19 protein-coding genes and 4 tRNA genes are annotated in these 22,746 nt (G+C 63.2%); 15 read left to right on the top strand and 8 right to left on the bottom strand.

Going from position 1 to position 22,746, the window contains the following annotated elements; all coding sequences use genetic code 11:
* The first annotated feature begins 106 nt into the window (after nucleotides 1-106).
* The 15 genes from KY494_RS18755 (at nucleotide 107) to ahpF (ending at nucleotide 17,294) form a co-directional block, all read left to right on the top strand.
* Entirely contained in the window at nucleotides 107-1,087 is a 981-nt protein-coding gene (locus KY494_RS18755) for a zinc ribbon domain-containing protein (RefSeq protein ID WP_219887821.1), read from the top strand.
* Nucleotides 1,088-1,133: 46 nt separating this feature from the next.
* Nucleotides 1,134-1,856 carry a hypothetical protein gene (locus tag KY494_RS18760; protein WP_099761587.1) on the top strand — a complete coding sequence of 241 codons (723 nt, stop codon included), beginning with the start codon at nucleotides 1,134-1,136 and terminating at the stop codon, nucleotides 1,854-1,856.
* A gap of 65 nt (nucleotides 1,857-1,921) precedes the next feature.
* On the top strand, nucleotides 1,922-3,031 hold the full coding sequence (locus KY494_RS18765) for a zinc ribbon domain-containing protein (protein WP_219887822.1): 1,110 nt from the start codon (nucleotides 1,922-1,924) through the stop codon (nucleotides 3,029-3,031).
* An 8-nt stretch (nucleotides 3,032-3,039) separates the two neighbouring features.
* On the top strand, nucleotides 3,040-4,140 hold the full coding sequence (locus tag KY494_RS18770) for a zinc ribbon domain-containing protein (RefSeq protein ID WP_219887823.1): 1,101 nt from the start codon (nucleotides 3,040-3,042) through the stop codon (nucleotides 4,138-4,140).
* A 166-nt stretch (nucleotides 4,141-4,306) separates the two neighbouring features.
* Nucleotides 4,307-5,188: an EamA family transporter gene (locus KY494_RS18775; RefSeq protein ID WP_219135842.1), complete on the top strand. Its 882-nt coding sequence runs from the start codon at nucleotides 4,307-4,309 to the stop codon at nucleotides 5,186-5,188.
* A 208-nt stretch (nucleotides 5,189-5,396) separates the two neighbouring features.
* Nucleotides 5,397-6,356, top strand: coding sequence for a sugar ABC transporter substrate-binding protein (locus KY494_RS18780; RefSeq protein ID WP_100874882.1), 960 nt, complete (start codon nucleotides 5,397-5,399; stop codon nucleotides 6,354-6,356).
* Nucleotides 6,357-6,440: 84 nt separating this feature from the next.
* Nucleotides 6,441-7,991, top strand: a complete 1,551-nt coding sequence (locus KY494_RS18785) for a sugar ABC transporter ATP-binding protein (RefSeq protein ID WP_219887824.1) — start codon at nucleotides 6,441-6,443, stop codon at nucleotides 7,989-7,991.
* An 18-nt stretch (nucleotides 7,992-8,009) separates the two neighbouring features.
* Entirely contained in the window at nucleotides 8,010-8,981 is a 972-nt protein-coding gene (locus KY494_RS18790) for an ABC transporter permease (protein ID WP_219887825.1), read from the top strand.
* Nucleotides 8,982-8,990: 9 nt separating this feature from the next.
* Nucleotides 8,991-10,040, top strand: coding sequence for a LacI family DNA-binding transcriptional regulator (locus tag KY494_RS18795; protein ID WP_219887826.1), 1,050 nt, complete (start codon nucleotides 8,991-8,993; stop codon nucleotides 10,038-10,040).
* The gene (gene rbsK, locus KY494_RS18800) at nucleotides 10,037-10,948 is read left to right on the top strand and encodes a ribokinase (RefSeq protein WP_219887827.1); all 912 of its coding nucleotides are present in this window, start codon (nucleotides 10,037-10,039) and stop codon (nucleotides 10,946-10,948) included. Before KY494_RS18795 ends, rbsK begins: the two co-directional genes overlap by 4 nt.
* Nucleotides 10,948-11,340, top strand: a complete 393-nt coding sequence (gene rbsD / locus KY494_RS18805) for a D-ribose pyranase (RefSeq protein ID WP_035823039.1) — start codon at nucleotides 10,948-10,950, stop codon at nucleotides 11,338-11,340. Before rbsK ends, rbsD begins: the two co-directional genes overlap by 1 nt.
* 133 nt (nucleotides 11,341-11,473) lie before the next feature.
* Nucleotides 11,474-14,281 carry an EAL domain-containing protein gene (locus tag KY494_RS18810; RefSeq protein WP_258194321.1) on the top strand — a complete coding sequence of 936 codons (2,808 nt, stop codon included), beginning with the start codon at nucleotides 11,474-11,476 and terminating at the stop codon, nucleotides 14,279-14,281.
* Nucleotides 14,282-14,457: 176 nt separating this feature from the next.
* Nucleotides 14,458-14,847 (top strand): DUF3597 domain-containing protein, encoded by a 390-nt coding sequence (locus KY494_RS18815; RefSeq protein WP_219887828.1) that lies wholly within the window; start codon nucleotides 14,458-14,460, stop codon nucleotides 14,845-14,847.
* A gap of 188 nt (nucleotides 14,848-15,035) precedes the next feature.
* Entirely contained in the window at nucleotides 15,036-15,599 is a 564-nt protein-coding gene (gene ahpC / locus KY494_RS18820) for an alkyl hydroperoxide reductase subunit C (protein WP_034780873.1), read from the top strand.
* Between the two features lie 99 nt (nucleotides 15,600-15,698).
* On the top strand, nucleotides 15,699-17,294 hold the full coding sequence (gene ahpF / locus KY494_RS18825; protein WP_219887829.1) for an alkyl hydroperoxide reductase subunit F: 1,596 nt from the start codon (nucleotides 15,699-15,701) through the stop codon (nucleotides 17,292-17,294).
* Nucleotides 17,295-17,361: 67 nt separating this feature from the next.
* On the opposite strand, the gene KY494_RS18830 is transcribed toward ahpF, so the two are convergent.
* From KY494_RS18830 to KY494_RS18865, 8 genes are all read right to left on the bottom strand, one after another.
* On the bottom strand, nucleotides 17,362-17,700 hold the full coding sequence (locus KY494_RS18830; protein ID WP_219887830.1) for a CzcE family metal-binding protein: 339 nt from the start codon (nucleotides 17,698-17,700) through the stop codon (nucleotides 17,362-17,364).
* Between the two features lie 134 nt (nucleotides 17,701-17,834).
* Nucleotides 17,835-18,461, bottom strand: a complete 627-nt coding sequence (locus KY494_RS18835) for an ATP-binding cassette domain-containing protein (RefSeq protein WP_219887831.1) — start codon at nucleotides 18,459-18,461, stop codon at nucleotides 17,835-17,837.
* On the bottom strand, nucleotides 18,452-19,555 hold the full coding sequence (locus tag KY494_RS18840; protein ID WP_258194322.1) for a hypothetical protein: 1,104 nt from the start codon (nucleotides 19,553-19,555) through the stop codon (nucleotides 18,452-18,454). Before KY494_RS18840 ends, KY494_RS18835 begins: the two co-directional genes overlap by 10 nt.
* Before the next feature lie 159 nt (nucleotides 19,556-19,714).
* Nucleotides 19,715-19,791: transfer RNA gene (locus KY494_RS18845), tRNA-Asp, on the bottom strand.
* Between the two features lie 57 nt (nucleotides 19,792-19,848).
* Nucleotides 19,849-19,924: transfer RNA gene (locus KY494_RS18850), tRNA-Val, on the bottom strand.
* A gap of 217 nt (nucleotides 19,925-20,141) precedes the next feature.
* Nucleotides 20,142-20,218: transfer RNA gene (locus KY494_RS18855), tRNA-Asp, on the bottom strand.
* Between the two features lie 54 nt (nucleotides 20,219-20,272).
* Nucleotides 20,273-20,348: transfer RNA gene (locus KY494_RS18860), tRNA-Val, on the bottom strand.
* Between the two features lie 99 nt (nucleotides 20,349-20,447).
* A complete protein-coding gene (locus tag KY494_RS18865) occupies nucleotides 20,448-22,586 on the bottom strand; it encodes a S9 family peptidase (RefSeq protein WP_258194323.1) in 2,139 nt (712 codons plus the stop codon).
* Between the last annotated feature and the right edge of the window lie 160 nt (nucleotides 22,587-22,746).

Raw genomic sequence — 22,746 nt, forward strand, 5'->3', positions numbered from 1 at the left:
TTTGAAAATATACTCGTTGCATATTTAGCCGTACGGCAACAAAGCTGCCATTCTGGCAAGCGATACAGGCGTACGGCGTCAGCGTTGATATGAAAAGAGATGCCAATTGAAATGCCTTTCCTGCCAGGCCGAGAATAAACCGGGCGCAAAATTCTGTTCTTCCTGCGGCACGACGTTTGCCGTTGCCACCATCGCTGCCGCCCCGCTGCCAGGCAAATCCTGTGGCCAGTGCGGCCATGATTGCAAGGCCGATGCCAAATTCTGCCCCAAGTGCGCGTTCAGCTTTGCCGTGGCGCCGGTGACGGCGCCGGAGCCGGTCGCCGTACCAGTGGAAAACGTGGTCGCCGAAGCTGCCCCGGAACCCGTTCCCGTTTTCATCCCGGAACCGGTCGCGCCGCCACCGCCGGTGCTGGAAAAGCGCCGTGCCGATCCTGTGCCCGCCCCTGCGCCGGAACCGGAAGCCATTCCCGCACGCGTGCCGGACAGTGTTCCCGACACGCCGGTTGACAGCCCGACAGGCGGCAACCGCATGAAGCTGATCGGCGCGGCGGTCGCCGTGGTGGTGCTGCTGGGCGGTGCGGGCGCTTACTATTTCTTGTCAGGCAAGCCGCCTGTAGCGGCGCCGGAATCCGCGCCAAGCTCGCCGGGGCAGGAGGACGCCGCGTCTGCCGCCGAGCAGCCGCTGGCCATCAGCGACCCTGTGCTCGATGGCGCCGCGACGGCCGACTTTGCCGCGACACCTGCTGCGGCTGCGGACGAACCCGCGCCAGTGCCGGAGGCCGTTCCCGTTCCGGCGCCCGAGCCAGCACCCGAGCCAGCACCGGCACCTGTCGCGGAAAAGCCGGCAAAACCCGTCAAGGTGACACCGCCGGCCGCGCCTGTGAACAAGGCTGCCGGCCTGGAAAGCGTGATCACGGAGAGCCTGTCGGAAGCGAGCCACTGCATGAGCCAGCGCAAATACGACTGTGCCATTGCCAACGCGAATGCCGTGTTGCGCATGGACAAGGGCAACCGCTACGCGCTCGACATCAAGCGCAAGGCGAAAGACGCGCAAGACAAGGCGCTGTCGCAAATCCAGATCGAGTAAGCCGCGCTGCTTGCCTTCCCCTATTTTGTTCCTCCCGGAGAATAACGTGAAAAACTTGAAACAAATTGCCAAGCCCATGGTAGCCCTGCTGGTCGTGTCCTCGATGCTGGCCGGCTGCGCCGCGCCGGGTGGCCCTGGCGCCACCGGCACCACCACCGCAGGCACGGAAGCGGCCAGCGGTGAATGCAATACGGCCATGCTGGCCGGCATCGGCGCTGTCGTGGGCGGCTTGCTGGGCGGTGGCACGAATACCGTGCGCGGCGCGGCCCTGGGCGCCAGCCTGGGCGCACTCGCCTGCGTGGCCTTGAATTATCAAAGCCAGCAAGTCAAGACGGCGCAGCAAGTGCAGGCCGACTACAAGGTGGCCAACAAGGGCAAGCTGCCCGAGCAGTCGACGCTGGTGAAGTATGAGACGGCCTTTACGCCGTCCTCCGTCCGTCCGGGCCAGAAGGCGCAGACCAATTCGTATATCGAAGTGGCCGCCGGCACGCGCGATCCGAATCCGCTGGTGGAAGAAGAATTGAGCCTGTACAAGCCAAATGGCGACCTGATCAAAACTGTGCGCAAGGTCGTCAGCAGCAATAATGGCAGCGGCGCCTACAAGGGCGGCTTCTCGATTCCCATGCCCGAAGGCGTACCGCAGGGCATTTACCCCGTGCGCACGGCCTTGTACCTGAATAGCAAGCGTGTCGGCGGCCAGGACGTCAAGCTGCAGATCGTCCAGCGCCAGGCGCCTGCGAGCGAGCTGCAACTGGCGCTGGCCTACTGACACATCAATACCACGGGACGGCCAGGCAGGCCGTCCCATCCCGATTTCCCCCTTCCAGGCCAGACATGACTATTTCCACCGAAGCACATAAACCTCTTCCCTTTTCCTCCGCCGTGGGTTCGCTGATCGAAGCGACCGATGCCATCAAGAACTTCCGCGCGATTGTCCTGCTGGCCCTGACCTTCATCGGTGCCGTGCTCGTCGGTGGCGTGCTGATGATGCTGGCCGGCGGCATGAACAGTGCCGTGCTGGCCTTTCTGGGCGGCCTGATGGCCTTCCTGGTGATGTTTTACGGTTCCAACGCCGTGGGCATCCTGCTGATGCGCGATGCGCAAGGCCAGCCTGGGATGAGCCTGGTTGATGCCGTGCTCGTTTCGCTGTACACCAGCCACCGCCTGATCGCGGTCGTCTTCCTGGAATTTCTGATCGTGCTGGCGGCCATGTTCGCCATCGCCATCATCTTGTTCGTTTGCAAGATTCCCGTGCTCGGCCCCGTGCTGTACGCGGTCGTCTTCCCCTTGTCGGCCATCGTGCTGGGCGTGCTGGTGTTTGCGCTGTTCTACGTGATGCTGCCGCTGGCCGGCCCTGCCGCCTGGTCGGGTGCCAGCGTGTTCCAGATCATTGCGCGCCTGAACCAGATCGTGCGCACCAAGCTGGTGTCGGTAATCCTGCTGGAAGTGCTGCTGTTCATGATGACCTCGTTTGTGGCCCTGCTGATCTTTGGCGTGCTCGGTGCCGGCGTGTCGCTGACCACGGGCATGTCGGCTGGCATCCTGGGCCTGGGCAGCCAGATGAACATGTACACGCTGGCCTCGGGCCTGGGTGGCGGCGGCGGTTCCGGCTATATCATCGCTGCCGGCCTGGGCGGCGGCTTGCTGATGGCGGCCGCGGCCGTTGTGCCTGGTCTGATTTTCACCAAGGGCGTGTGCATCATTTACCTGAACGCCACGCGCAATGTCGATTTCAGCGCCTCGGAAGCGAGCCTGAACGAAGGCCTGGCCGTGGTCAAGAAAAAGGCCGAGGAAGCGCGTGAACGTGCGCGCACCCTGGCCGAGCAGGCGACGGCCCCAGCCGCTCCGGCAGCGCCAGCTGACAGCCTGCAATGCCCGAACTGCAAGGCACCGGTCGCGTCCGATGACGTGTTCTGCGGCGAATGCGCGCATAAACTCAAGTAAGGCACACCATGGCTCACTTCTGCACCAAATGCGGTACCGCCCATGCCCCGGACGCGCGCTTTTGCGATGAATGCGGCAAGGCCGTCAACGCGGCACCGGCGCCTGCGCCCGCACCAGTACCGGCATCTGCAGCAGCCGCGACGCCGGTGCTGTCCGGCGTGAAGCGGCGCCACATCATGATCGCCGGCGGTGTGCTGGCGGTGGTCATCGTGGCCGGCGGCGCGCTGGCGTGGCTGCTGGCGCCGGAAGCGGCCTCGGCCGGCAGTTTCAGCCGCGCCATCGATGCCCATCTGGCGGCCGACGAGGCGGCGCGCGACAAGTTGCTGTGCCTCACCAACTTGCCGTACCAGAAGGAAGAGATCCGCGTGGCCTCGTACGACAGTTCCACTCGGCAATGGCTGGATATCCTCGTGCGTAGCGGACTGTACAGCGCACCCGTGGAACAAGGCAGCGGTGGTTGGGTTGCGCAATCGCAATTTGTCTACGCGCTGGCCGCACCGGGCAAGGCGGCTTTGCGCGGCGACAAGCTGTGCGTGGCCAAGGGCGTGAAAGTGGCCAAGGTCAGCGGCTACGACCAGGTGCGCGACCTGGGCGCACAGCACGTGGCGATGGCCAAGGCCACGCTGACGCTGACCGATGAGGCGGCGTGGTTCGCCAAATCGCCGGACCGCGCACTGATCCTGCAACGCTTGCCGGACGGCGACCTGGAAGTGCGGTTGCCGATGGCGCTGGTCGACAAGCAGTGGCAAGTCATCGACGAAACGCAGATGAGCCAGGCGGCCTTGACCGGTGCGATAGGCAAATCGCCGGCCGTGCAGGGCGCGGGCATGCTGGACAAGCTGAAAAGCGCGTTCAGCTTTGGCGGTCACCCGGCGGTGGGGAAATGGCAGGCGGCGATGGGCAATGTCCTGGAATTTACGCGCGACAGCGTGATCAATAACGGAACCTCGACCAAGGCCACCTTCACCACCAACGGCAATACCGTGACGATCACGCCGCAAGGCGCGGGCGATGCGGCCATGGACATTATCGTCAGTGACGATGGCAGCACGGCGCAGATCAGCATGGGCGGCATGCGGGTGACAACCCTGCGGCGCATGCGCGATTAAACGGCGAGCCAGGCGGCGCAACGTGCCGCTTGGCAGCGTTCCGGAACCCGGCCATGCCGGGTTTTTTTTCGCCCGCCCGCAGGCAACGGCGCGCACGCCAATTTATCTTGACATCAAGATAGTTCGCGCCCACACTGGACTTTTATCTTAATGTCGAGATAGTTGCATGGCCTCTTCTTCTGCCCGTCCCGCCTGGGGCGACATTCTGCTCACGGCGCTGGCGCCCCTGATCTGGGGTTCCACGTATATCGTCACGTCCGAACTGCTGCCGCCCGACCGGCCCTTCACGGCGGCCCTGATCCGCGTGCTGCCGGCCGGCCTGCTGTTGCTGCTGCTGATGCGGCGCCTGCCCGCGCGGCGCGACTGGGGCCGCGTGCTGATTCTTTCCGCGCTCAATATCGGCGTGTTCCAGGCGCTGCTGTTCGTCGCCGCCTACCGCTTGCCGGGCGGCCTGGCGGCCGTGGTGGGGGCCATCCAGCCGCTGCTGGTGATGGGCCTGGCCTGGGGCGTGGAAGGGCGCCGTCCGGCCCGCCTGGCCTTGCTGGCCAGCGTGCTGGGCGTGGCCGGCATGGGCGTTCTGTTATTGTCGCCGCGCACCGTGTGGGAACCCGTCGGCATCGCCGCCGCGCTGGGCGGCACGGCTTGCATGGCGGCCGGCACGTATCTGACACGACGCTGGAAGCCGGACTTGCCCGTGCTGGCGCTGACGGGCTGGCAATTGCTGCTTGGCGGCCTGATGCTGGCGCCCGTCGCCTGGCTGGCCGACGCGCCGCTGCCGGCGTTATCCGTGCAGCAAGTGCTGGCCTACGCCTACCTGTGCCTGGCCGGCGCGCTGCTGGCGTATGCCTTGTGGTTCCGCGGCATCAGCCGCCTGTCGCCCGTGGCCGTGTCCTCGCTGGGCTTGCTCAGCCCCCTGATGGCTGTCGTGCTGGGCTGGGCCTTGCTGGGCCAGGCCATGACGGGCTGGTCGATGCTGGGTTTGCTGCTGGTGCTGGCCAGCGTGCTGGCCGTGCAGTGGGCCAGCGCCCGTCCCGCAACAAACGCCTGACTTCTGCGCATTTCCCCTCGGCAGGCCGATCGCATCGGCCTGCCTGCTTCCCTCTGGGCGTCTCCCTTTTGCTGCACCGCACATACAGTTTTGCTTGCACTGATATGGGGCATTGAGGCACTATTCGCTTCGCGCAAACGTTTGCGCGCAATGAAATTCCATAAAAGCATGCTCTACACGTGCTTGACCAACAACTCTGGAGACGCCCATGACATCCCGTATTCGCCTGAAAATGATTGCCGCCGCTGTCCTCGTGTGTGCCTTGCCTGCCGTGCCGGCGATGGCGCAGACACCTGCCAAACCGAAGGTGGCGCTGGTGATGAAGTCGCTTGCCAATGAATTTTTCCTGACCATGGAAAATGGCGCCAAGGCGCACCAGAAGGCGAATGCCGCCAAGTACGACTTGCTGTCGAACGGCATCAAGGATGAAACGGATACGTCGAGCCAGATCAAGCTGGTCGAGCAAATGATCGTCTCGCGCGTCAACGCGCTGGTGATTGCCCCGGCCGACTCGAAAGCGCTGGTGCCGGTGCTGAAAAAAGCCATCGACGCGGGCATCATCGTCGTCAATATCGACAACAAGCTCGACGAGGGCGCCCTGAAAGAGAAGGGCATCAGCGTGCCGTTCGTCGGCCCGGACAACCGCAAGGGCGCCAAGGTGGTCGGCGACTTCCTGGCCAAGCAGATCAAGAAGGGTGATCCCGTCGGCATCATCGAAGGCGTCTCCACCACCTACAACGCGCAGCAGCGTACCCTGGGCTTCCAGGACGCGATGAACGCGGCCGGCGCCAAGGTCGTCAGCGTGCAGTCGGGCCAGTGGGAAATCGCCCCTGCCAACACGGTGGCCGCCGCCATGCTGAACGCCAACCCGAATATCAAGGCTTTGCTGTGCGGTAACGACAACATGGCCATCGGCGCCATTTCCGCCATCAAGGCGGCCGGCAAGACGGGCAAAGTGCTCGTCGTCGGCTATGACAACATCAACGCCATCAAGCCGATGCTGGCCGATGGCCGCGTGCTGGCCACCGCCGACCAGTTCGGTTCGCAGCAAGCCGTGTTCGGCATCGAGACCGTGCTGAAAGCCCTGGCGCAGAAGAAGAAACAGGCCGAGCTCGGTGGCGTCATCGAAACCAAGGTCGAACTGGTCGCCAAGGGCGCCAAGTCCTGATCGTTTGATCCCGCCGGGGTTGGCGCCCGCTTGCTCACCGAGCAGGCGCAGCCGGCCCCGCCGCCACTACCGCGGAGTTTTATCATGCCCATCGACATACCCCCGGCGCCAGCCGCCATTCCCCTGTTAACGCTCGATAACATCGGCAAGTCCTATGTCGGCCCCGTGCTGGGCGGCGTGGGCTTGCGCTTCGCCGCTGGCCAGGTGCTGGCGCTGACGGGCGAGAACGGCGCGGGCAAGAGTACCTTGTCGAAGATCATCTGCGGCCTGGAGCAAGCCACCACGGGCACCATGCTGCTCGACGGCAAGCCTTACCAGCCCGCCTCGCGCGGCGCCGCCGAGGCGCTGGGTATCCGCATGGTGATGCAGGAACTCAATCTGATTCCCACCTTGTCGATCGCGGAAAACCTGTACCTGAAAAACCTGCCGCAGCGTTTCGGCTTCATCGACCGCACCCGTCTTGAACGCGACGCGCGCGAACAGATGGACAAAGTGGGCCTGGGCGGCCTCGACCCGTGGACCTTGGTCGGCGAGCTGGGTATCGGCCACCAGCAGATGATCGAGATCGCACGCAATTTGATTGGTTCCTGCCGCCTGCTGGTGCTCGATGAGCCGACGGCCATGCTGACGCACCGCGAAGTGGAATTGCTGTTCCTGCAAATCGAGCGCCTGAAGGCCGACGGCGTGTGCATCATCTATATTTCCCACCGCCTGGAAGAACTCAAGCGCGTGGCCGACCGCATCGCCGTGCTGCGCGACGGCCAGCTCGTGTGCGATGACGCTATCGCGGGCCACTCCGCCGCCGACCTGGTCAGCCTGATGGTGGGCCGCTCGGCCGACGATGCCGTCGACCTGAGCGGGCGCACCATCGGCGCGCCGCTGCTGCGCGTGCGCGGCCTGGCGCGCGGCAAGGTGGTCAACCCCACCTCGTTCGACTTGCGCGCCGGTGAAATCCTCGGCATCGCCGGCCTGATCGGCTCGGGCCGCACGGAATTGCTGCGTTTGATCTTCGGCGCCGACCGCGCCGACGCCGGTGACGTATTCCTCGGCGACAGCGAAGTACCCGCTGCCTTGCACTCGCCGCAGGCGGCCGTGAAAGCGGGCATCGCCATGATCACGGAAGACCGCAAGGGCCAAGGTTTGTTGTTGCGCCAGTCCATCGCCGTCAACACGACCCTGGCCTCGCTCGATACCGTCAGTGGCGCAGGCTGGCTCAACGATGCGGCCGAAGCGACGGTGGCCGACGATTACATTCAGCGCCTGGGCATCCGCTCGCGCAGCAGCGCGCAAACGGTGGCCGAGCTCTCTGGCGGCAACCAGCAAAAAGTGGTGATCGCCCGCTGGCTGTACCGCGACTGCCCCGTGATGCTGTTCGACGAGCCCACGCGCGGCATCGATATCGGCGCCAAGTTTGATATTTATCAGGTGCTGGCCGAACAGGCGCGCCAGGGCAAGGGTCTCGTCATCGTGTCGAGCGACTTGCGCGAACTGATGCTGATCTGCGACCGCATCGCCGTGATGAGCGCGGGCAGCATCGTCGACACCTTCGAGCGCGGCGCCTGGAGCCAGGACGCGCTGCTGTCGGCCGCCTTCTCCGGCTATTTGACCCCCACTTCCACTCCAGCTGCGGCCTGATCCGCCGGAAAGATTCCCATGACCACCCATTCCTCTCCTTCGTATCTGCAGCGCAGCCTGGCCGACCTGAAAAACTATGCGGGCCTGATCGGCGCCCTGGTCGCCATGTGCGTGCTGTTCTCGTTTGCCAGCGAAAACTTTTTTACTTTGGCTACCCTCAGCACCCTGTCGAACAACATCCCGACCCTGGTGGTGATGGCCGTCGGCATGACGTTTGTCCTGATCATCGGCGGCATCGACCTGTCCGTCGGCTCCGTGATGGCGCTGGCCGCTTCCGTGCTGTCGCTGGCCGTCGTGCACTGGGGCTGGCCCGTGTGGAGCGCGGCCCTGCTGGGCATGTTCGTCGCCGCCCTGTGCGGCGCGACGACGGGCCTCATTTCCGTCGGCTGGCGCATCCCCTCGTTCATCGTCTCGCTGGGCGTGCTGGAAATGGCACGGGGCCTAGCGTACCAGGTGACCAATTCGCGCACGGAATACATCGGCAGCGCCGTCGACGGCATCAGCTCGCCGATCGCCTTCGGCCTGTCGCCCGCCTTCATCGCCGCCATCGCCATCGTCGTCATCGGCCACCTGGTGCTCACGCGCACGGTGCTGGGACGCCACTGGATCGGCATCGGCACGAATGAAGAAGCCGTGCGGCTGTCCGGCATCAACACAAAACCGTCGAAAGTGCTGGTGTTTGCCTTTATGGGCTTTCTGGCCGGCGTGGGCGCGCTGTTCCAGGTGTCGCGCCTGGAAGCGGCCGACCCGAATGGCGGCGTGGGCATGGAATTGCAAGTGATCGCCGCCGTCGTGATCGGCGGCACGAGCCTGATGGGCGGGCGCGGTTCCGTCATCAGCACCTTTATCGGCGTGTTGATCATTTCCGTGCTGGAAGCGGGCCTGGCGCAGGTGGGCGTGTCGGAACCCGTGAAACGCATCGTCACGGGCCTGGTGATCGTCGCCGCCGTCGTGCTCGACACTTACCGCCGCCGTGGCGAGCGTTCATAATACTGGCCCATGGCAACCATCAAACAAGTGGCGCAGGCGGCGGGGGTGTCGTTTACCACCGTCTCGCACGTCCTTAACAATACCCGCCCCGTCAGCGACGCGGCGCGCCGCGCCGTGCTGGCGGCGGCGGAGCAATTGCATTACGTGCCCAGCGCGCTGGCGCGCTCCTTGCGCAGCCGCAGCACGGGCACCATTGGCCTGATCATTCCCAATAATACGAATCCGTATTTTTCGGAAGTGGCGCGCGGCATCGAGGACAGTTGCTACGCGGCCGGCTACAGCGTGATTTTGTGCAATTCCGATGACGACCCCGTCAAGCAGCGCGATTACCTGAACGTGCTGCTGACCAAGCGCTGCGACGGCCTGATCTTGTCCGCGCTGGCCGACAGCGATGGCGAATTGCTGCGCAAGATGAAGGTGCCGGCCGTGCTGCTCGACCGCGCGCCCAGCGACCTGGCCATCGATGCCGTGGCCGTCGACAACCGCGCCGGGGGATCCTTGGCCGCGCGCCATTTGCTGGGGCTGGGACGCCGGCGCCTCGCCTGCATCGCCGGTCCCCGCGAGGTGAGCATTTCCAACGAGCGCATCGCCGGCGCGCGCGGCGCCATGGCGGACGCGGGCGTGGTCCTGGCCGACGCCCTGTGCCGCCATAGCGATTTTACGAGCGCGGGCGGTTATGCGGCGGCGCTGGACTTGCTGGCGCTGCCCCAGGGCGAGCGCCCCGACGCCTTGTTCTGCTGCAATGATTTGATGGCCTTTGGCGCCTTGCGCGCCGCCGCCGAGCGCGGCATCGCCGTGCCCGTGGAACTGGCCGTCGTCGGCTTCGACGATATCGACCTGGCCAGCTTCGTGCATCCGGCCCTGAGCAGCGTGGCGCAAAATACGCGCGAACTGGGCCGTATCACGGCCGCCTGCCTGCTGGCGCGCATCGCCGACCCCGCCTTGCCGCGCCAGCAGCGCAGCATCGCCCCCGCATTGCACGTGCGCGGCTCCAGCGTGGCCGCCGCGCCTGTACCTTTTACTTCTCCTGCAACTGAACTGATGGGAATGACATCATGATCGTGGTTATCGGCAGCATCAATATGGACCTGGTCTTGCGCGTGCCGCGCATGCCCCTCCCCGGCGAAACCCTGACGGGCGGCGCGTTTCGAACCATTCCTGGTGGCAAGGGCGCCAACCAGGCCGTGGCTTGCGCGCGCCTGAGCGGCAAAGTGGCCGCCGGCGGCCAGCAAGTGGCCATGGTCGGCTGCGTGGGCGACGACGCCTTCGGCGCGACCTTGCGCGCGGCCCTCGTGGGTGACGGCATCATCGACAGCCACATCACCACCTTGCCCGGTGTCGCGTCCGGCATCGCTTCCATCCTGGTCGACGACAACGGCCAGAACAGCATCGTGATTGCCGGCGGCGCCAACGATTTACTGAGCCCCGCGCACATCGATGCGGCCAAAGAGCTGATCGAACAGGCGGACATCGTCGTGCTGCAGCTGGAAACGCCGATGGCCACCGTTGTGCACGCCATTAGACTGGCCCGCTTGCTGGGCAAGACGGTGGTGCTGAACCCGGCCCCGGCCGCCAGCCTGCCAGAAGGCGTGCTGGAACTGGTCGACTACCTGATTCCGAATGAAATCGAAGCGGCCATGCTGGCCGGCGTCAGCCCGGACGGCGCGGACGTCCAGGCGCTGGCGGTCGCGCTGCAAAAGCTGGGCAGCGACAATGTCATCATCACCTTGGGTTCCAAGGGCGTGCATGCGGCCCTGTATGGCGGCGATTTCACGTTCCCGGCCGAAGTGGTGCAAGCGGTCGACACGACGGCTGCCGGCGACACCTTCATCGGCGGTTTTGTGGCGGGCCTGGCGTCCGGCATGGACGAGGCGGACGCGATTCAACAAGGCCAGCGCGCGGCCGCCTGGAGCGTCACCAAGCCCGGCGCGCAAACCTCGATTCCCCACTTGCACGAGTTGTTCTGATGAAAAAATCACCGCTGCTTAATATCGCGCTGTCGCAACTGATCGCGTCGCTCGGTCATGGCGACATGCTCGTCATCGGCGACGCGGGCTTGCCGTCGCAGCCGGGCGTGCCCCTGATCGACCTGGCCCTGACGCGCGGCATTCCCGGCTTCATCGATACCGTCAACACGGTATTGAGTGAAATGCAGGTGGAATACCATTTGCTGGCCAGCGAATTGCCGCAGCATAATCCGGCCATGGCGGCGCAGGTGGCGGCCCTGGCCTTGCCCGATGCGCGCCAGGTGACGCACGAGGAGTTCAAGCAATTGAGCAAGGGCGCGCGCGCCATCGTGCGTACGGGTGAGTGCAGTCCGTATGCCAACATCATTTTGGTGGCCGGCGTCGTGTTCTAGCGCAAACAAACGCCAGATTGTTTGCCAAAAACATCAACGTTATTGTTCTTAGTGAAATAATTATCCATCGGCAAAAGGGGCGGCTACAATAGCCGTACCCTGCCAGCCCGGCAGCTTCCTGTGGTGTTCTGCCATGCCGATGAAAGCATTCGACGCTTTCCGCTGCTGTTTCATTCTGCTGCTGTGCCTGGCCACACAAGCCCGCGCGCTGGAGCCTATCTCCCTGCAGCTCAATTTCACGCACCAGTTCCAGTTTGCCGGCTACTACGCGGCCATCGAGCAAGGTTATTACCGCGAGGCTGGCCTCGAGGTGACATTGGTCGAAGGCAGCGGCGCGCCGCTTGCCGAGGCGGCCGTGCTGACGGGCCAGGCTGAATATGGTGTGGGTAACAGCACCTTGTTGCTCAGCCGCATGGCCGGCAAGCCCGTGGTGGTGCTGGCCGTGGTGTTCCAGCATTCACCCAGCGTGCTGCTGATGCGCCAGCATGGCGGTGCGCCCGATGTGCGCAAGCTGGTGGGGGCGCCCGTGATGATCGGTGCGGCCAGCGACGTGGCAGGCGCATTCGATGAAGTCTCGCTGTACCTGCAGAAAATGGGCGTCGCGCCGCAGCAGATGCGCCACTTGCCGCCCAGCTACCGGATCGGGGATTTGATCGATGGCAAGGTCGACGCGATTGCCGCGTATTCCACCAATGAACCGGACTACCTGGACCGGGCGGGCTTTCCCTATTACCAGTTTACGCCGCGCACGGCCGGCATCGATTTCTACGGCGACAATTTGTTTACCAGCGAGTACGAACTGCGCCGGCATCCTGAGCGCGTGAAAGCGTTCCGCGCGGCCAGCCTGCGCGGCTGGCAGTACGCGATGGCGCACCGCGAGGAAATGGCGGATGTGATTCACGTCAAATACAGCCAGCGCCATGACCGCGATCACCTGCTGTACGAGGCGCAGCAGATGGAATTGCTGCTGCAGCCCGTGCTGGTGGAGCTCGGCTACATGAATCCCCAGCGCTGGCAGCACATTGCCGACACCTATGCCGCCATGGGCGTGCTGCCGCGCAATGCCACGGACAGCCGCGCCTACCAGGGTTTCCTGTACCACCCTGTGCCGGGCGCGGATCTCGGCTGGCTGTACCTGTCGCTGGGCGTGGCGGGCAGCTTGCTGGCCGTGTCGGCTGCCTTTCACTTCAGCAACCTGGCGCGCGAGCGCCGCCGCACCGAGGAAACCATCCGGCAAGGGGAATTGCGCTTTCGCACCATGTTCGAGGAAGCACCGATGGGCATCGCCCTGATCGATACCGTGAGCGGACAGTTTCTGGATATTAATCCGCGCTATCTGGCCATCGCCGGGCGCAGCCTGGAAAACATGAAGCAAACGAGCTGGATGGAGATCAGCCATCCCGACGACGTGGCGGGCGAGCAGGCACACGTGGCGCAGCTGCTGGCGCGGCGCATGCCGGGCTTCCGCCACGCCAAGCGCATCGTGCGTCCCGATGGCGACGTGGTGTGGGTCGATGCCTCGGTGACGGCCATCGCCACGGCGCGCCACGGTGGGCCGCACCACCTGTGCATGCTGGAAGACGTGACGGACAAGCGGCAAACGGAAGCGCTGATCTGGCAGCAAGCCAATTTCGATACCCTGACGCAACTGCCAAACCGGCGCATGTTCCACGAGCGTTTGCGCCTGGCGCTGGCCCAGGGCCGGCGCGATACGAGCCGCGTGGCCATCCTGTTCATCGACCTCGACCATTTCAAGGAAGTCAACGACACCCTCGGTCACCACCAGGGCGATATCTTGCTGATCGAAGCGGCGCGGCGCATCCGCGTGGGCGTGCGCGAGACGGATACGGTGGCGCGCCTGGGCGGCGATGAATTCACGGTGATCCTGTCCGATCTCGATGATCTGCAGCAAGTTGACCGCATCGCCCGGCAGATACTCGACGGCTTGCTGGCGCCGTTCTTGCTGGGGCAGGAGCAGGCGTTTGTCTCCGCCTCGATCGGCATCACCCTGTATCCGGACGACGCGGGCACCATCGAGGACTTGCTCAAGCATGCGGACCAGGCCATGTATGTGTCGAAAGGCGCGGGGCGCAACCGCTACAGCTATTTCACGCCCGCCATGCAGGTGGCGGCCGTCAACCGCATGCGCCTGGGGGCGGACTTGCGCACGGCCTTGCGTGAACAGCAGATGCAGCTGCATTACCAGCCCATCGTCGAGCTGCACAGCGGCAATATTGCCAAGGTGGAAGCCTTGCTGCGCTGGCAGCATCCGCAGCGGGGCATCGTGTGTCCGCCGGATTTTCTGGCGCTGGCCGAGAGCAGCGGCTTGATCGTCGACATCGGTGACTGGGTGCTGCGCACGGCGGCCGCGCAACTGCTGCGCTGGCGCGCGCAGGGCCAGGCCATCGGCTTGCCGGGGCTGCAACTGTGCCTGAACCAGTCGCCGCTGGAGCTGCAGCGCGAAGTGGAGGCGCCCGGCACCTGGCTGCGCCAGTTGCTGGCGCTCGATGTGCCGGCTTCGGCCATCGTGCTCGACATGCGCGAAGATGCGCTGCTGGGCGCCGGCAGCGGCAGCGGCATGGCGCAGCGGCTGCAGCACTTGCGCGAGGCGGGCTTGCAGATTGCCCTCGACAACTTCGGCAGCGGCCCCGCTTCGCTGACCCAATTGCAGCAGTGCGGCATCGATTACCTGAAGCTCGACGGCGTGCTGGTGCGCAAGCTGGCGCCCGGGGCCAGCGAACTGGCGCTGTGCGAAGCCATCGTCACCATGGCGCATAAACTGGGCTTGCAGGTCATCGCCGAAGGGGTGGAGACGCCGGAGCAGCGCGCGCGGCTGCTGGAAATCGGCTGCGATTTTGCGCAAGGCGAGCTGTTTGCGCCGCCGCTGGCCATCGAAGCGTTCGATGCGCTGCTGCACGCCCGGCGGCCCTTGCACCCTTGAAACAGGCGTGTCCTGCCACCAGATGTCCACTGGCCCTGCGGGACAGGGCTTCCGGCCTGAACGGGCTTATACTCGACGGGCTGGCGCCTGCGCCCGGCTCCAGCTGTCACCGGTTCGCGTCATGAACCGGGCGCGCAGGCAACTCTTCTTCCATTCACTCAACTCGAGGTGACCTCATGGGCATTTTCAGCAATATCTACAATAAAATCTTCCACCATGCGTCCGACGCTGCCCCGGCAGCCACGCCAGCGGCCGCTACCGATGCGCCAGCGGCACCAGCAGCAGCTGCACCAGCGGTTGCCGTGCCGGTGGTGGACGTGGAAGTGGTGCTGGTCGACCTGGCCAGCAAGAACGCGGAAACACTCAATTGGCGCACGTCCATCGTCGACCTGATGAAACTGCTTCAACTCGACAGCAGCCTGGCTTCGCGCAAGGAACTGGCGCAAGAGCTGCACTTCACGGGTGATACCAACGATTCGGCCAGCATGAACATCTGGCTGCACCGCCAGGTGATGATCAAGCTGGCGGACAACGGCGGCAAAGTACCGGAAGAACTCAAAAATTAAAGACCCGGCGGCAGGAAGGGGAACCCTTTTTGTCGCTGTTCAATCCTGTGGGAACTGCCTATCATGGAGTTCTCATCATGTAGCGATAGCTAAAACCAATTGAAACTATTGTTACAATCAATTTTGCATATGGGCTAAAACCCCTTACACTAGAGTCTTACTGATTCACCACACGAGAGGAAATGATTATGTCGCTCATCAATACCCAAGTTAAACCATTCAAGGCAACCGCATTCCACAATGGCAAATTCGTCGACCTGACGGAAGCATCGCTGAAAGGCAAGTGGTCGGTATTCGTGTTCTACCCAGCCGACTTCACCTTCGTTTGCCCAACCGAACTGGAAGACCTGGCCGATCACCACGCTGAATTCCAGAAGCTGGGCGTCGATGTCTACGGCATCTCGACCGACTCGCATTTCGCGCACAAAGCATGGCACGATACCTCGGACGCGATCAAGAAAGTGCAATACGCACTGATCGGCGACCCGACCGGCACCCTGTCGCGCAATTTCGAAGTCATGATCGAAGAAGAAGGCATGGCACTGCGCGGTACCTTCGTCATCAATCCAGACGGCTTCATCAAAGTGCTGGAAGTGCATGACAACGGCATCGGCCGTGACGCATCGGAACTGTTGCGCAAAGTCAAGGCAGCCCAATACGTTGCCGCTCACCCAGGCGAAGTTTGCCCAGCCAAATGGACGGAAGGCGCAGCAACGCTGACCCCATCGCTGGACCTGGTTGGCAAGATCTAAATCTTGAAGCAGCAAGCAGCAAACAAGTAGTTACCGCGATGCCGGACCGGGTGTCCGGCCCGGCATTCGCCTAAATATTTGTAGAAAAGGAAAAAAATCATGTTAGACGCAACCCTCAAAACCCAACTGAAATCCTACCTGGAAAAAGTGGTGTATCCGCTTGAGCTGGTCGCTTCTCTCGATGACAGCGCAAAAGCCCGCGAGATGAAGGAATTGCTCCAGGAGATAGTCCTGTTGAGCGACAAGATCACGCTGGTCGAGCGCCTTGACGCTGGCGTACGGGTCCCGTCGTTCAGTATCAACCGTACCGGCTCCGATATCGGCGTGCGTTTCGCCGGTGTGCCGTTGGGCCACGAATTTACCTCGCTGGTGCTGGCGCTGCTGCAAGTGGGCGGCCACACCATCAAGTTCGACGATGCCGTGATCGAGCAGATCCGCAACCTCGACGGCGATTACGAGTTTGAAACGTTTATTTCGCTCTCCTGCCATAACTGCCCGGAAGTGGTGCAGGCCTTGAATGCCATGGCGGTGATCAACCCGCGTATCAAGGTCACCACCATCGATGGCGGCGTGTTCCCGCAAGAAGTGGAAGAGCGCCAGATCATGGCCGTGCCGATGATGTTCCTGAATGGCCAGCACTTCGGCCAGGGACGCACGAATGTCGAGGAAATCCTCGCCAAGCTCGACACCAATGCCGGCGCCCGCCAGGCGGAAGCTTTGAGCAAGAAAGATGTCTTTGATGTACTGATCGTCGGCGGCGGTCCTGCCGGCGCGGCAGCGGCCATTTACGCGGCCCGCAAAGGCATCAACACGGGCGTGCTGGCCGAGCGTTTCGGCGGCCAGACCCTCGACACCATGGCCATCGAGAATTTTATTTCCGTCAAGGAAACCGATGGTCCGAAGTTTGCCATGGCGCTGGAACAGCACGTCAAGACCTATGACGTCGACATCATGAACACCCAGCGCGCCACGAAGTTGACGCCGGGCAAGCTGATCGAGGTCGAAACGGCGAATGGCGCCATCCTGAAAGCCAAGACCGTGATCCTGGCCACCGGCGCCCGCTGGCGCCAAATCAATGTGCCGGGCGAGAAGGAATACCGCAACCGCGGTGTCGCCTACTGCCCGCACTGCGATGGTCCCTTGTTCAAGGGCAAGCGCGTGGCCGTGATCGGCGGCGGCAACTCGGGCGTGGAAGCGGCGATCGACCTGGCCGGCCTGGTAAAACACGTGACCCTGATCGAGTTCGGCGCGGAATTGCGTGCCGATGCGGTGCTGCAACGCAAGCTGCACAGCCTGCCTAACGTGACCGTGATTACGTCGGCGCAAACCACCGAGATCCATGGCGACGGCAAGATCGTCAATGGCCTCAGCTACACGGACCGGGTCAGCGGCGAGTCGAAGAAGGTCGAGCTGGAAGGCGTCTTCGTGCAAATCGGCCTGGTGCCGAACACGGAGTGGCTGAAAGGCACGGTCGCGTTGTCGCGCCACGGTGAAATCGAAGTGGACGCACGCGGCCAGACCTCGATCCCCGGCGTATTTGCGGCCGGCGACGTCACCACGGTGCCATACAAGCAGATCATCATCGCCACCGGCGAAGGCGCCAAGGCAGCCCTGTCCGCCTTTGACCACCTGATCCGCTCGGACGACGAGGAAGTGGTTGAAGAGTCGGCAGCGAAAGAAGCATTGACGGCGTAAATCTTCACGCATAAAAAACCGGAACGGCCGCGAGGCTGTTCCGGTTTTTTTTATGCGCGCAGGAAACTTAGCTGCCCGTGTACAGGGGATTGGCGGCCACATATACCTGGACGCCATCGACAGCCATGTCCTTGGGCGCGATGTCGCTCAGGGCGAAGACGGTCTTGTTGTTGAAGGTTTGCACGTGCCACGTAAAACGTTGGCCGGCGCGCGCGATGGTGACGGTTTCGCCGCGCGTGACGTTGATGCGGCGCGTATCGGGCTGCAGGTCGATGCTGCGCTGCGCGGCGCCGTCGTGGGCGGCGCTGCCATAGTCGGCGGGCGTGCCCGTGGGGCCGGCGGCAATGGCGCTGCCGGCAAGGACGGCGCACAGGATGGCCAGGGCGCTGCGGTGGGTGTTCAACATGATTTCTCCAAGAATAAGCCAGGCGCGGTGAATAACCGTGCCGTTTTGTCGTCGTGGCTGCACCGGGATCGCCGGTTTTTGCAACACGGCATCGTAAGCTGTCCTTGGTCGATTTGCAAAGCTGTATTTCCTGTCTATATTTCCACCGTCGCCGCCAGCGGCACGTCCGGCGCCAGGTGGCTGGTCAGCACGATGCACTGGCGCGCCAGACGAAGCGGGTCGGCCAGGCGCCCGCGCAGGTGTGCCATGGCGGCCGTATCGAGGCCATTGAACGGTTCATCGATCAGCAGCAAGCGTACGGGCAAGGCCAGGGCCAAGGCCAGTTGCAGTTTTTTGTGCTGGCCCAGCGAGAGGGCGATGATGCTTTGCTGCAAGGTGGACGTCATGGCAAACGCCTTCAGCTCGTCGTTCAGCAGCGACTGGTCGCTGCCCGGGTACAGGGCCAGGTGCAGGTCGAGAAATTCGTGCACTTGCAGCCAGGGCAGGGCGGGTGCGTCGCCGCCGCAATAGAAGGCTAGTGCGCGGTACGCCAGCGGCATGCAGCCGCTGTCGACGTCATCCAGGCGGATGGACCCGCGCGCGGGCAGCAGGGCGCCGCCCGCCAACTTCAGCAAGGTCGTCTTGCCGGCGCCATTCGCGCCCCGCAGCCAGGTGACGCCAGGGCCGAATTGCTGGCTGAATCCCTGGAAGACGCTGTGCGTGGGGAAGTGAAAATCGAGGTGCTCGATGTGCAAGGTGGGAGAAGAGGCATTCAATTCCATAATTCGCTTCCGATAGCGCTCAAGGCAAGGATGGACAGCACGACGAGGACGACGCGTCCGCGCGCCGTGAGGCGGGGCAGGCCGACGATTGCCAGCAAGGCCGCGCTGGCGGTGAGGGCATACACGCTGGTCACGCGCTGCTGCAAGGTGGCGGGGTGGATGTTGTACAGCAAGACAGCGCCTGCCAGCAGCACGGCAAACGGTGGCAGCAGGCTCGCCGCGCAGGCCAGGCGTGTCAAGGCCGTGCTGGCCAAGGGCCAGGCGTCCAGCGATGGACGCAGCACGGCGATCTGCTCGCGCACGGCCTTGTCGCCCCGGTCCGTCACAATGATCAGGCTGGCGCTGGCCAGTAAACCGAGCAGCGGTGCCGGCACGAGGGGTGCACGCAGCAGCCAGGCCAGCATGCTGGCGCCAGCCGTGGCCAGCAGTACGCTTTGCTGGATGCCAATCACATTGTCATTGCGCCAGAACGGCAGCCAGAACAGCTGGCGCCACAGGAACACGGTGCGCCAGCGGGGCCGTTGCGGCACATAGGCGCTCATCGTTGGCGGGTGTGCCCTTTGTGCGGGGCGTGGCGCGCGCAGGCGCTGCGCCACGATGAGCGTCGTCAGCAGCCAGGCCAGCAGCCAGGCGGCGACGGTGGCGGCGATGCCGGGCGCGGCAATCGGGCGCAGCCAGGGCGGCGATTGCACCAGCCAGATGCCGGCCGAGACCGCGTAGGCAAGGCCCAGCGGCAGCATCAGCAAGCCGGCCACGGCCACGTCGGCTTGCCAGCGCAAGCGCGTCGGCAAGGGCAGCTGGCGCAGCCAGGCGGCGATGGGAGCCGGCAGCAGGCGCTTGCGCAGCAACCAGACGGGCAGGCAGGTCAGCAGGGCTTGCGCGCTCAAGAGACCCAGAGCGGCGGGCCAGGGCAAGGTCATGGCGAGAAAGCCGGGCAGGGCGATGACGCTGAGCAAGCCCAGCACGACGGGGCCGGCCAGGAACACGAGAATTTCCATGGAACTGGCCAGGCTGGCGGCAAATTGCAGCAAAGCATGATGGGCCAGGCGCAAGCGCAGGACGAGGTAGGGGGAAAGACTGTGGGGCAGGCGCATCAGGCAGGAGCTGCAGAGTCAGGACGAGCGCTGATTCTAACAGCCGGGGTCAGACCCCCAGATAAGTTAGCTTTGAGGTTGACGTTGGCGGTGTTGAGGGTCTGACCCCACAATGGGAAAAGCCCTTCGGTTCTGGGAACCAAAGGGCTTTTCTTTTATTGGCGGAGCGGACGGGACTCGAACCCGCGACCCCCGACGTGACAGGCCGGTATTCTAACCAACTGAACTACCACTCCAAGCTCGTATGATCTGTGTTGCTGATCCATGAAGCACTGGATAATTTTCTGCATTGGTGGTGGGTGCTGAGAGGCTCGAACTCCCGACCTACGCCTTGTAAGGGCGCCGCTCTACCAACTGAGCTAAGCACCCGCATACCCAGAAAACTATCCCGACGTTTGTCACCACGTCTGGAAGAGGCACTATTATAGGGGGCGCTTTCCCGCTTGTGCAACTATTCTTGAGGGCTAAAAGCAGTTTTTTTGCTGAAAAGCGCAAAAATATTCAAGGGAGCGAGTATTGACGTGTTTTCTGGTTCGGAAATGGGAAAAGCCCTTCGGTTCTGGGAACCAAAGGGCTTTTCTTTTATTGGCGGAGCGGACGGGACTCGAACCCGCGACCCCCGACGTGACAGGCCGGTATTCTAACCAACTGAACTACCACTCCAAGCTCGTATGATCTGTATTGCTGATCCATGAAGCACTGGACAGTTTTCTGATTTGGTGGGTGCTGAGAGGCTCGAACTCCCGACCTACGCCTTGTAAGGGCGCCGCTCTACCAACTGAGCTAAGCACCCGTTGCTTGTCTCAGAAAACCATCCCGACGTTTGTCACCACGTCTGGAAGAGGGGCTATTATAGGATGGCTAAAATCCTTCTGCAAGCGCTTTTTTCACATTATTCCGTGATATTCCATTGGGAAAGCATCCACGCCATATTAAACGCATTCTCGGCGATGGCGTTATAGCGGCCCGATGCGCCGCCGTGGCCGGCGCCCATATTCGTTTTCAGCAGCAGGGGATTGCCGTCCGTCTTGTACGCGCGCAGCTTGGCCACATACTTGGCCGGTTCCCAGTACATGACCTGGCTGTCGTTCAGGCCCGTCGTCACCAGCATGGCGGGATAATTCTTGCGCGCAATGTTGTCGTAGGGCGAGTAGCTGAGCATGTAGTCGTAGGCCGCCTTCTGGTTCGGGTCGCCCCATTCCAGATACTCTCCCGTCGTCAGGGGCAGGCTGGCGTCCATCATGGTGTTCATCACGTCGACGAAGGGCACGGCCGCGTGCACGGCGTGGAACAGCTCGGGGCGCATGTTGACGACGGCGCCCATCAGCAAGCCGCCGGCGCTGCCGCCCTGGATGATGAGGCGGTTCGGGCTGGTCCATTTTTCGCGCACCAGATAGTCGGCGCTGTCGATGAAGTCATTGAAGGTGTTTTTCTTCTTCATCAGCATGCCGTCTTCATGCCAGGCTTCGCCCATGTCGGTGCCGCCGCGGATATGCGCCTGCGCATAGATGACGCCCCGCTCCAGCAGGCTGATGCGGCTGATGGAGAAAGTGGCTTCCGTGGAAATGCCATACGAGCCGTACGAGTACAGCAGCAGCGGCGCGGAACCGTCGAGCTTGACTCCCTTCTTGTAGACGACCCACAGCGGCACTTGCACGCCATCGCGCGCCTTCGCCCACAAGCGCTGCGTGGTGTAGCGGCTGCCGTCAAAGCCGCCGCCGATTTCCTGCTGTTTCAGTACCGTGCGCTTGCCATCCTTCATGCTGACATCGATGACGGTGGGCGGCGTGACGGGCGACTGGTACGACATGCGAAATTGCGTGGCGGAAAACTCTGGCGTGCCGACGGATGTGGCCAGGTAGACGGGGTCGTCGAACTGCACCGTCTTCCAGTTTTTATGCGCGAAATCGTAGATGCGCGCGCGGTTCAGGGCGCGCGCCTTTTCCATCACCACCAGGTAGCCCTGGAACACGTCGATGGACTGGATCACGGCATCCTTGTTGTGCGGCACGACGGGCTTCCAGTTCTTCGGCTGCGGCGCAGACAGCGGCGCGCTGACGACACGGAAGTTCTTCGCCTCCTTGTTGGTGACGATATACAACTGGCCGTCGCGGTGCTCGACGATGTAGCGGTGGCCTTTTTCGCGTTTCAGCACGCTCTGGAAACTGCCTTGCGGCTTGCTCGTTGGCAGCAGCAGCACTTCGCTCGTATCCGTGCTGCCCGAGGTCAGCACGAAGAACTGCTTGTCGTGCGTGCGATCCACATTGATGGTGAATTGCTCCACCGGCTCGTGGTAAACCTGTTGCGGCGCGCCGCCCAGGGCCAGGCGGAACAGCCGGTCCGAGCGCTTGGTGGTGGCGTCTTCCTGCGTCAGCATCAGGGTGGCATTGTCCGCCGCCCACGCCAGCGAGGTCACGCGCGGCATGCTATCGCCCAGCAGCTTGCCCGTCTTCAAATCCTTGACATGCAGCTCGTACTGGCGGAAACCCGTCGTGTCGGTGGTGTAGGCCAGCAATTGTTCATTCGGGCTGATGGCAAACGCGCGCACGGCAAAGAATTTGTGGCCTTCGGCCAATTGATTCTGGTCCAGCAGGATTTCTTCGACCGCCTGCGCATCGTAGGCACCGCTGGCGCCGACAGGACGGCGGCAATGCAGCGGATATTGCTTGCCCGCTTCCGTGCGCGTGTAATAGTAAAAGTTACCTTGGCGCGCAGGCACGGACAGGTCCACTTCCTGCATGCGGCCCTTGACTTCCGCAGTCACCTTGTCGGCCAGCGGCTGGATCGGGGCCGTGACGGCGGCCGTGTAGGCGTTTTCCGCATTCAGGTAATCGATCACGGCAGGATCGGTCTTTTTTTGCAGCCAGCGGTAGTCGTCCGTGACGACCGTGCCGTGGCGCGTTTCCTGCCAGGCCGTCCTGGCGGCGACAGGGGCGGTGGCATCGGCGGCCAGCGCGGATGGCGCCAGCGTGGACAGCAGGATGGATGAGCAGACGGCCATGTGGCGCAAAGCTTGATGTGCTGTAGACAAGGCAACTCCTTTTATAGTCGTGTCAGGATTGTAATCTTGCCATTGAGAAAAGCAACTGTGGTGCGCATGCGTTTCAACTTGCATCCACGGGCATTTCCAGCGATACTGTATATAACTACAGTATCCTGCCGCGAGGTGTCCTTGACCACATCTGCCTCCC

Source organism: Janthinobacterium sp. PAMC25594 (assembly GCF_019443505.1).
Taxonomy (GTDB): domain Bacteria; phylum Pseudomonadota; class Gammaproteobacteria; order Burkholderiales; family Burkholderiaceae_D; genus Janthinobacterium.

Excerpts from the sequence above, each read along its gene's own strand:
- KY494_RS18765 (WP_219887822.1), top strand. The coding sequence starts at position 1,922 with ATGACTATTTCCACCGAAGCACATAAACCTCTTCCCTTTTCCTCCGCC.
- KY494_RS18770 (WP_219887823.1), top strand. The coding sequence starts at position 3,040 with ATGGCTCACTTCTGCACCAAATGCGGTACCGCCCATGCCCCGGACGCG.
- KY494_RS18775 (WP_219135842.1), top strand. The coding sequence starts at position 4,307 with ATGGCCTCTTCTTCTGCCCGTCCCGCCTGGGGCGACATTCTGCTCACG.
- KY494_RS18780 (WP_100874882.1), top strand. The coding sequence starts at position 5,397 with ATGACATCCCGTATTCGCCTGAAAATGATTGCCGCCGCTGTCCTCGTG.
- KY494_RS18785 (WP_219887824.1), top strand. The coding sequence starts at position 6,441 with ATGCCCATCGACATACCCCCGGCGCCAGCCGCCATTCCCCTGTTAACG.
- KY494_RS18790 (WP_219887825.1), top strand. The coding sequence starts at position 8,010 with ATGACCACCCATTCCTCTCCTTCGTATCTGCAGCGCAGCCTGGCCGAC.
- KY494_RS18795 (WP_219887826.1), top strand. The coding sequence starts at position 8,991 with ATGGCAACCATCAAACAAGTGGCGCAGGCGGCGGGGGTGTCGTTTACC.
- rbsK (WP_219887827.1), top strand. The coding sequence starts at position 10,037 with ATGATCGTGGTTATCGGCAGCATCAATATGGACCTGGTCTTGCGCGTG.
- rbsD (WP_035823039.1), top strand. The coding sequence starts at position 10,948 with ATGAAAAAATCACCGCTGCTTAATATCGCGCTGTCGCAACTGATCGCG.
- KY494_RS18810 (WP_258194321.1), top strand. The coding sequence starts at position 11,474 with ATGCCGATGAAAGCATTCGACGCTTTCCGCTGCTGTTTCATTCTGCTG.
- KY494_RS18815 (WP_219887828.1), top strand. The coding sequence starts at position 14,458 with ATGGGCATTTTCAGCAATATCTACAATAAAATCTTCCACCATGCGTCC.
- ahpC (WP_034780873.1), top strand. The coding sequence starts at position 15,036 with ATGTCGCTCATCAATACCCAAGTTAAACCATTCAAGGCAACCGCATTC.
- ahpF (WP_219887829.1), top strand. The coding sequence starts at position 15,699 with ATGTTAGACGCAACCCTCAAAACCCAACTGAAATCCTACCTGGAAAAA.
- KY494_RS18830 (WP_219887830.1), bottom strand. The coding sequence starts at position 17,700 with ATGTTGAACACCCACCGCAGCGCCCTGGCCATCCTGTGCGCCGTCCTT.
- KY494_RS18835 (WP_219887831.1), bottom strand. The coding sequence starts at position 18,461 with ATGGAATTGAATGCCTCTTCTCCCACCTTGCACATCGAGCACCTCGAT.
- KY494_RS18840 (WP_258194322.1), bottom strand. The coding sequence starts at position 19,555 with ATGCGCCTGCCCCACAGTCTTTCCCCCTACCTCGTCCTGCGCTTGCGC.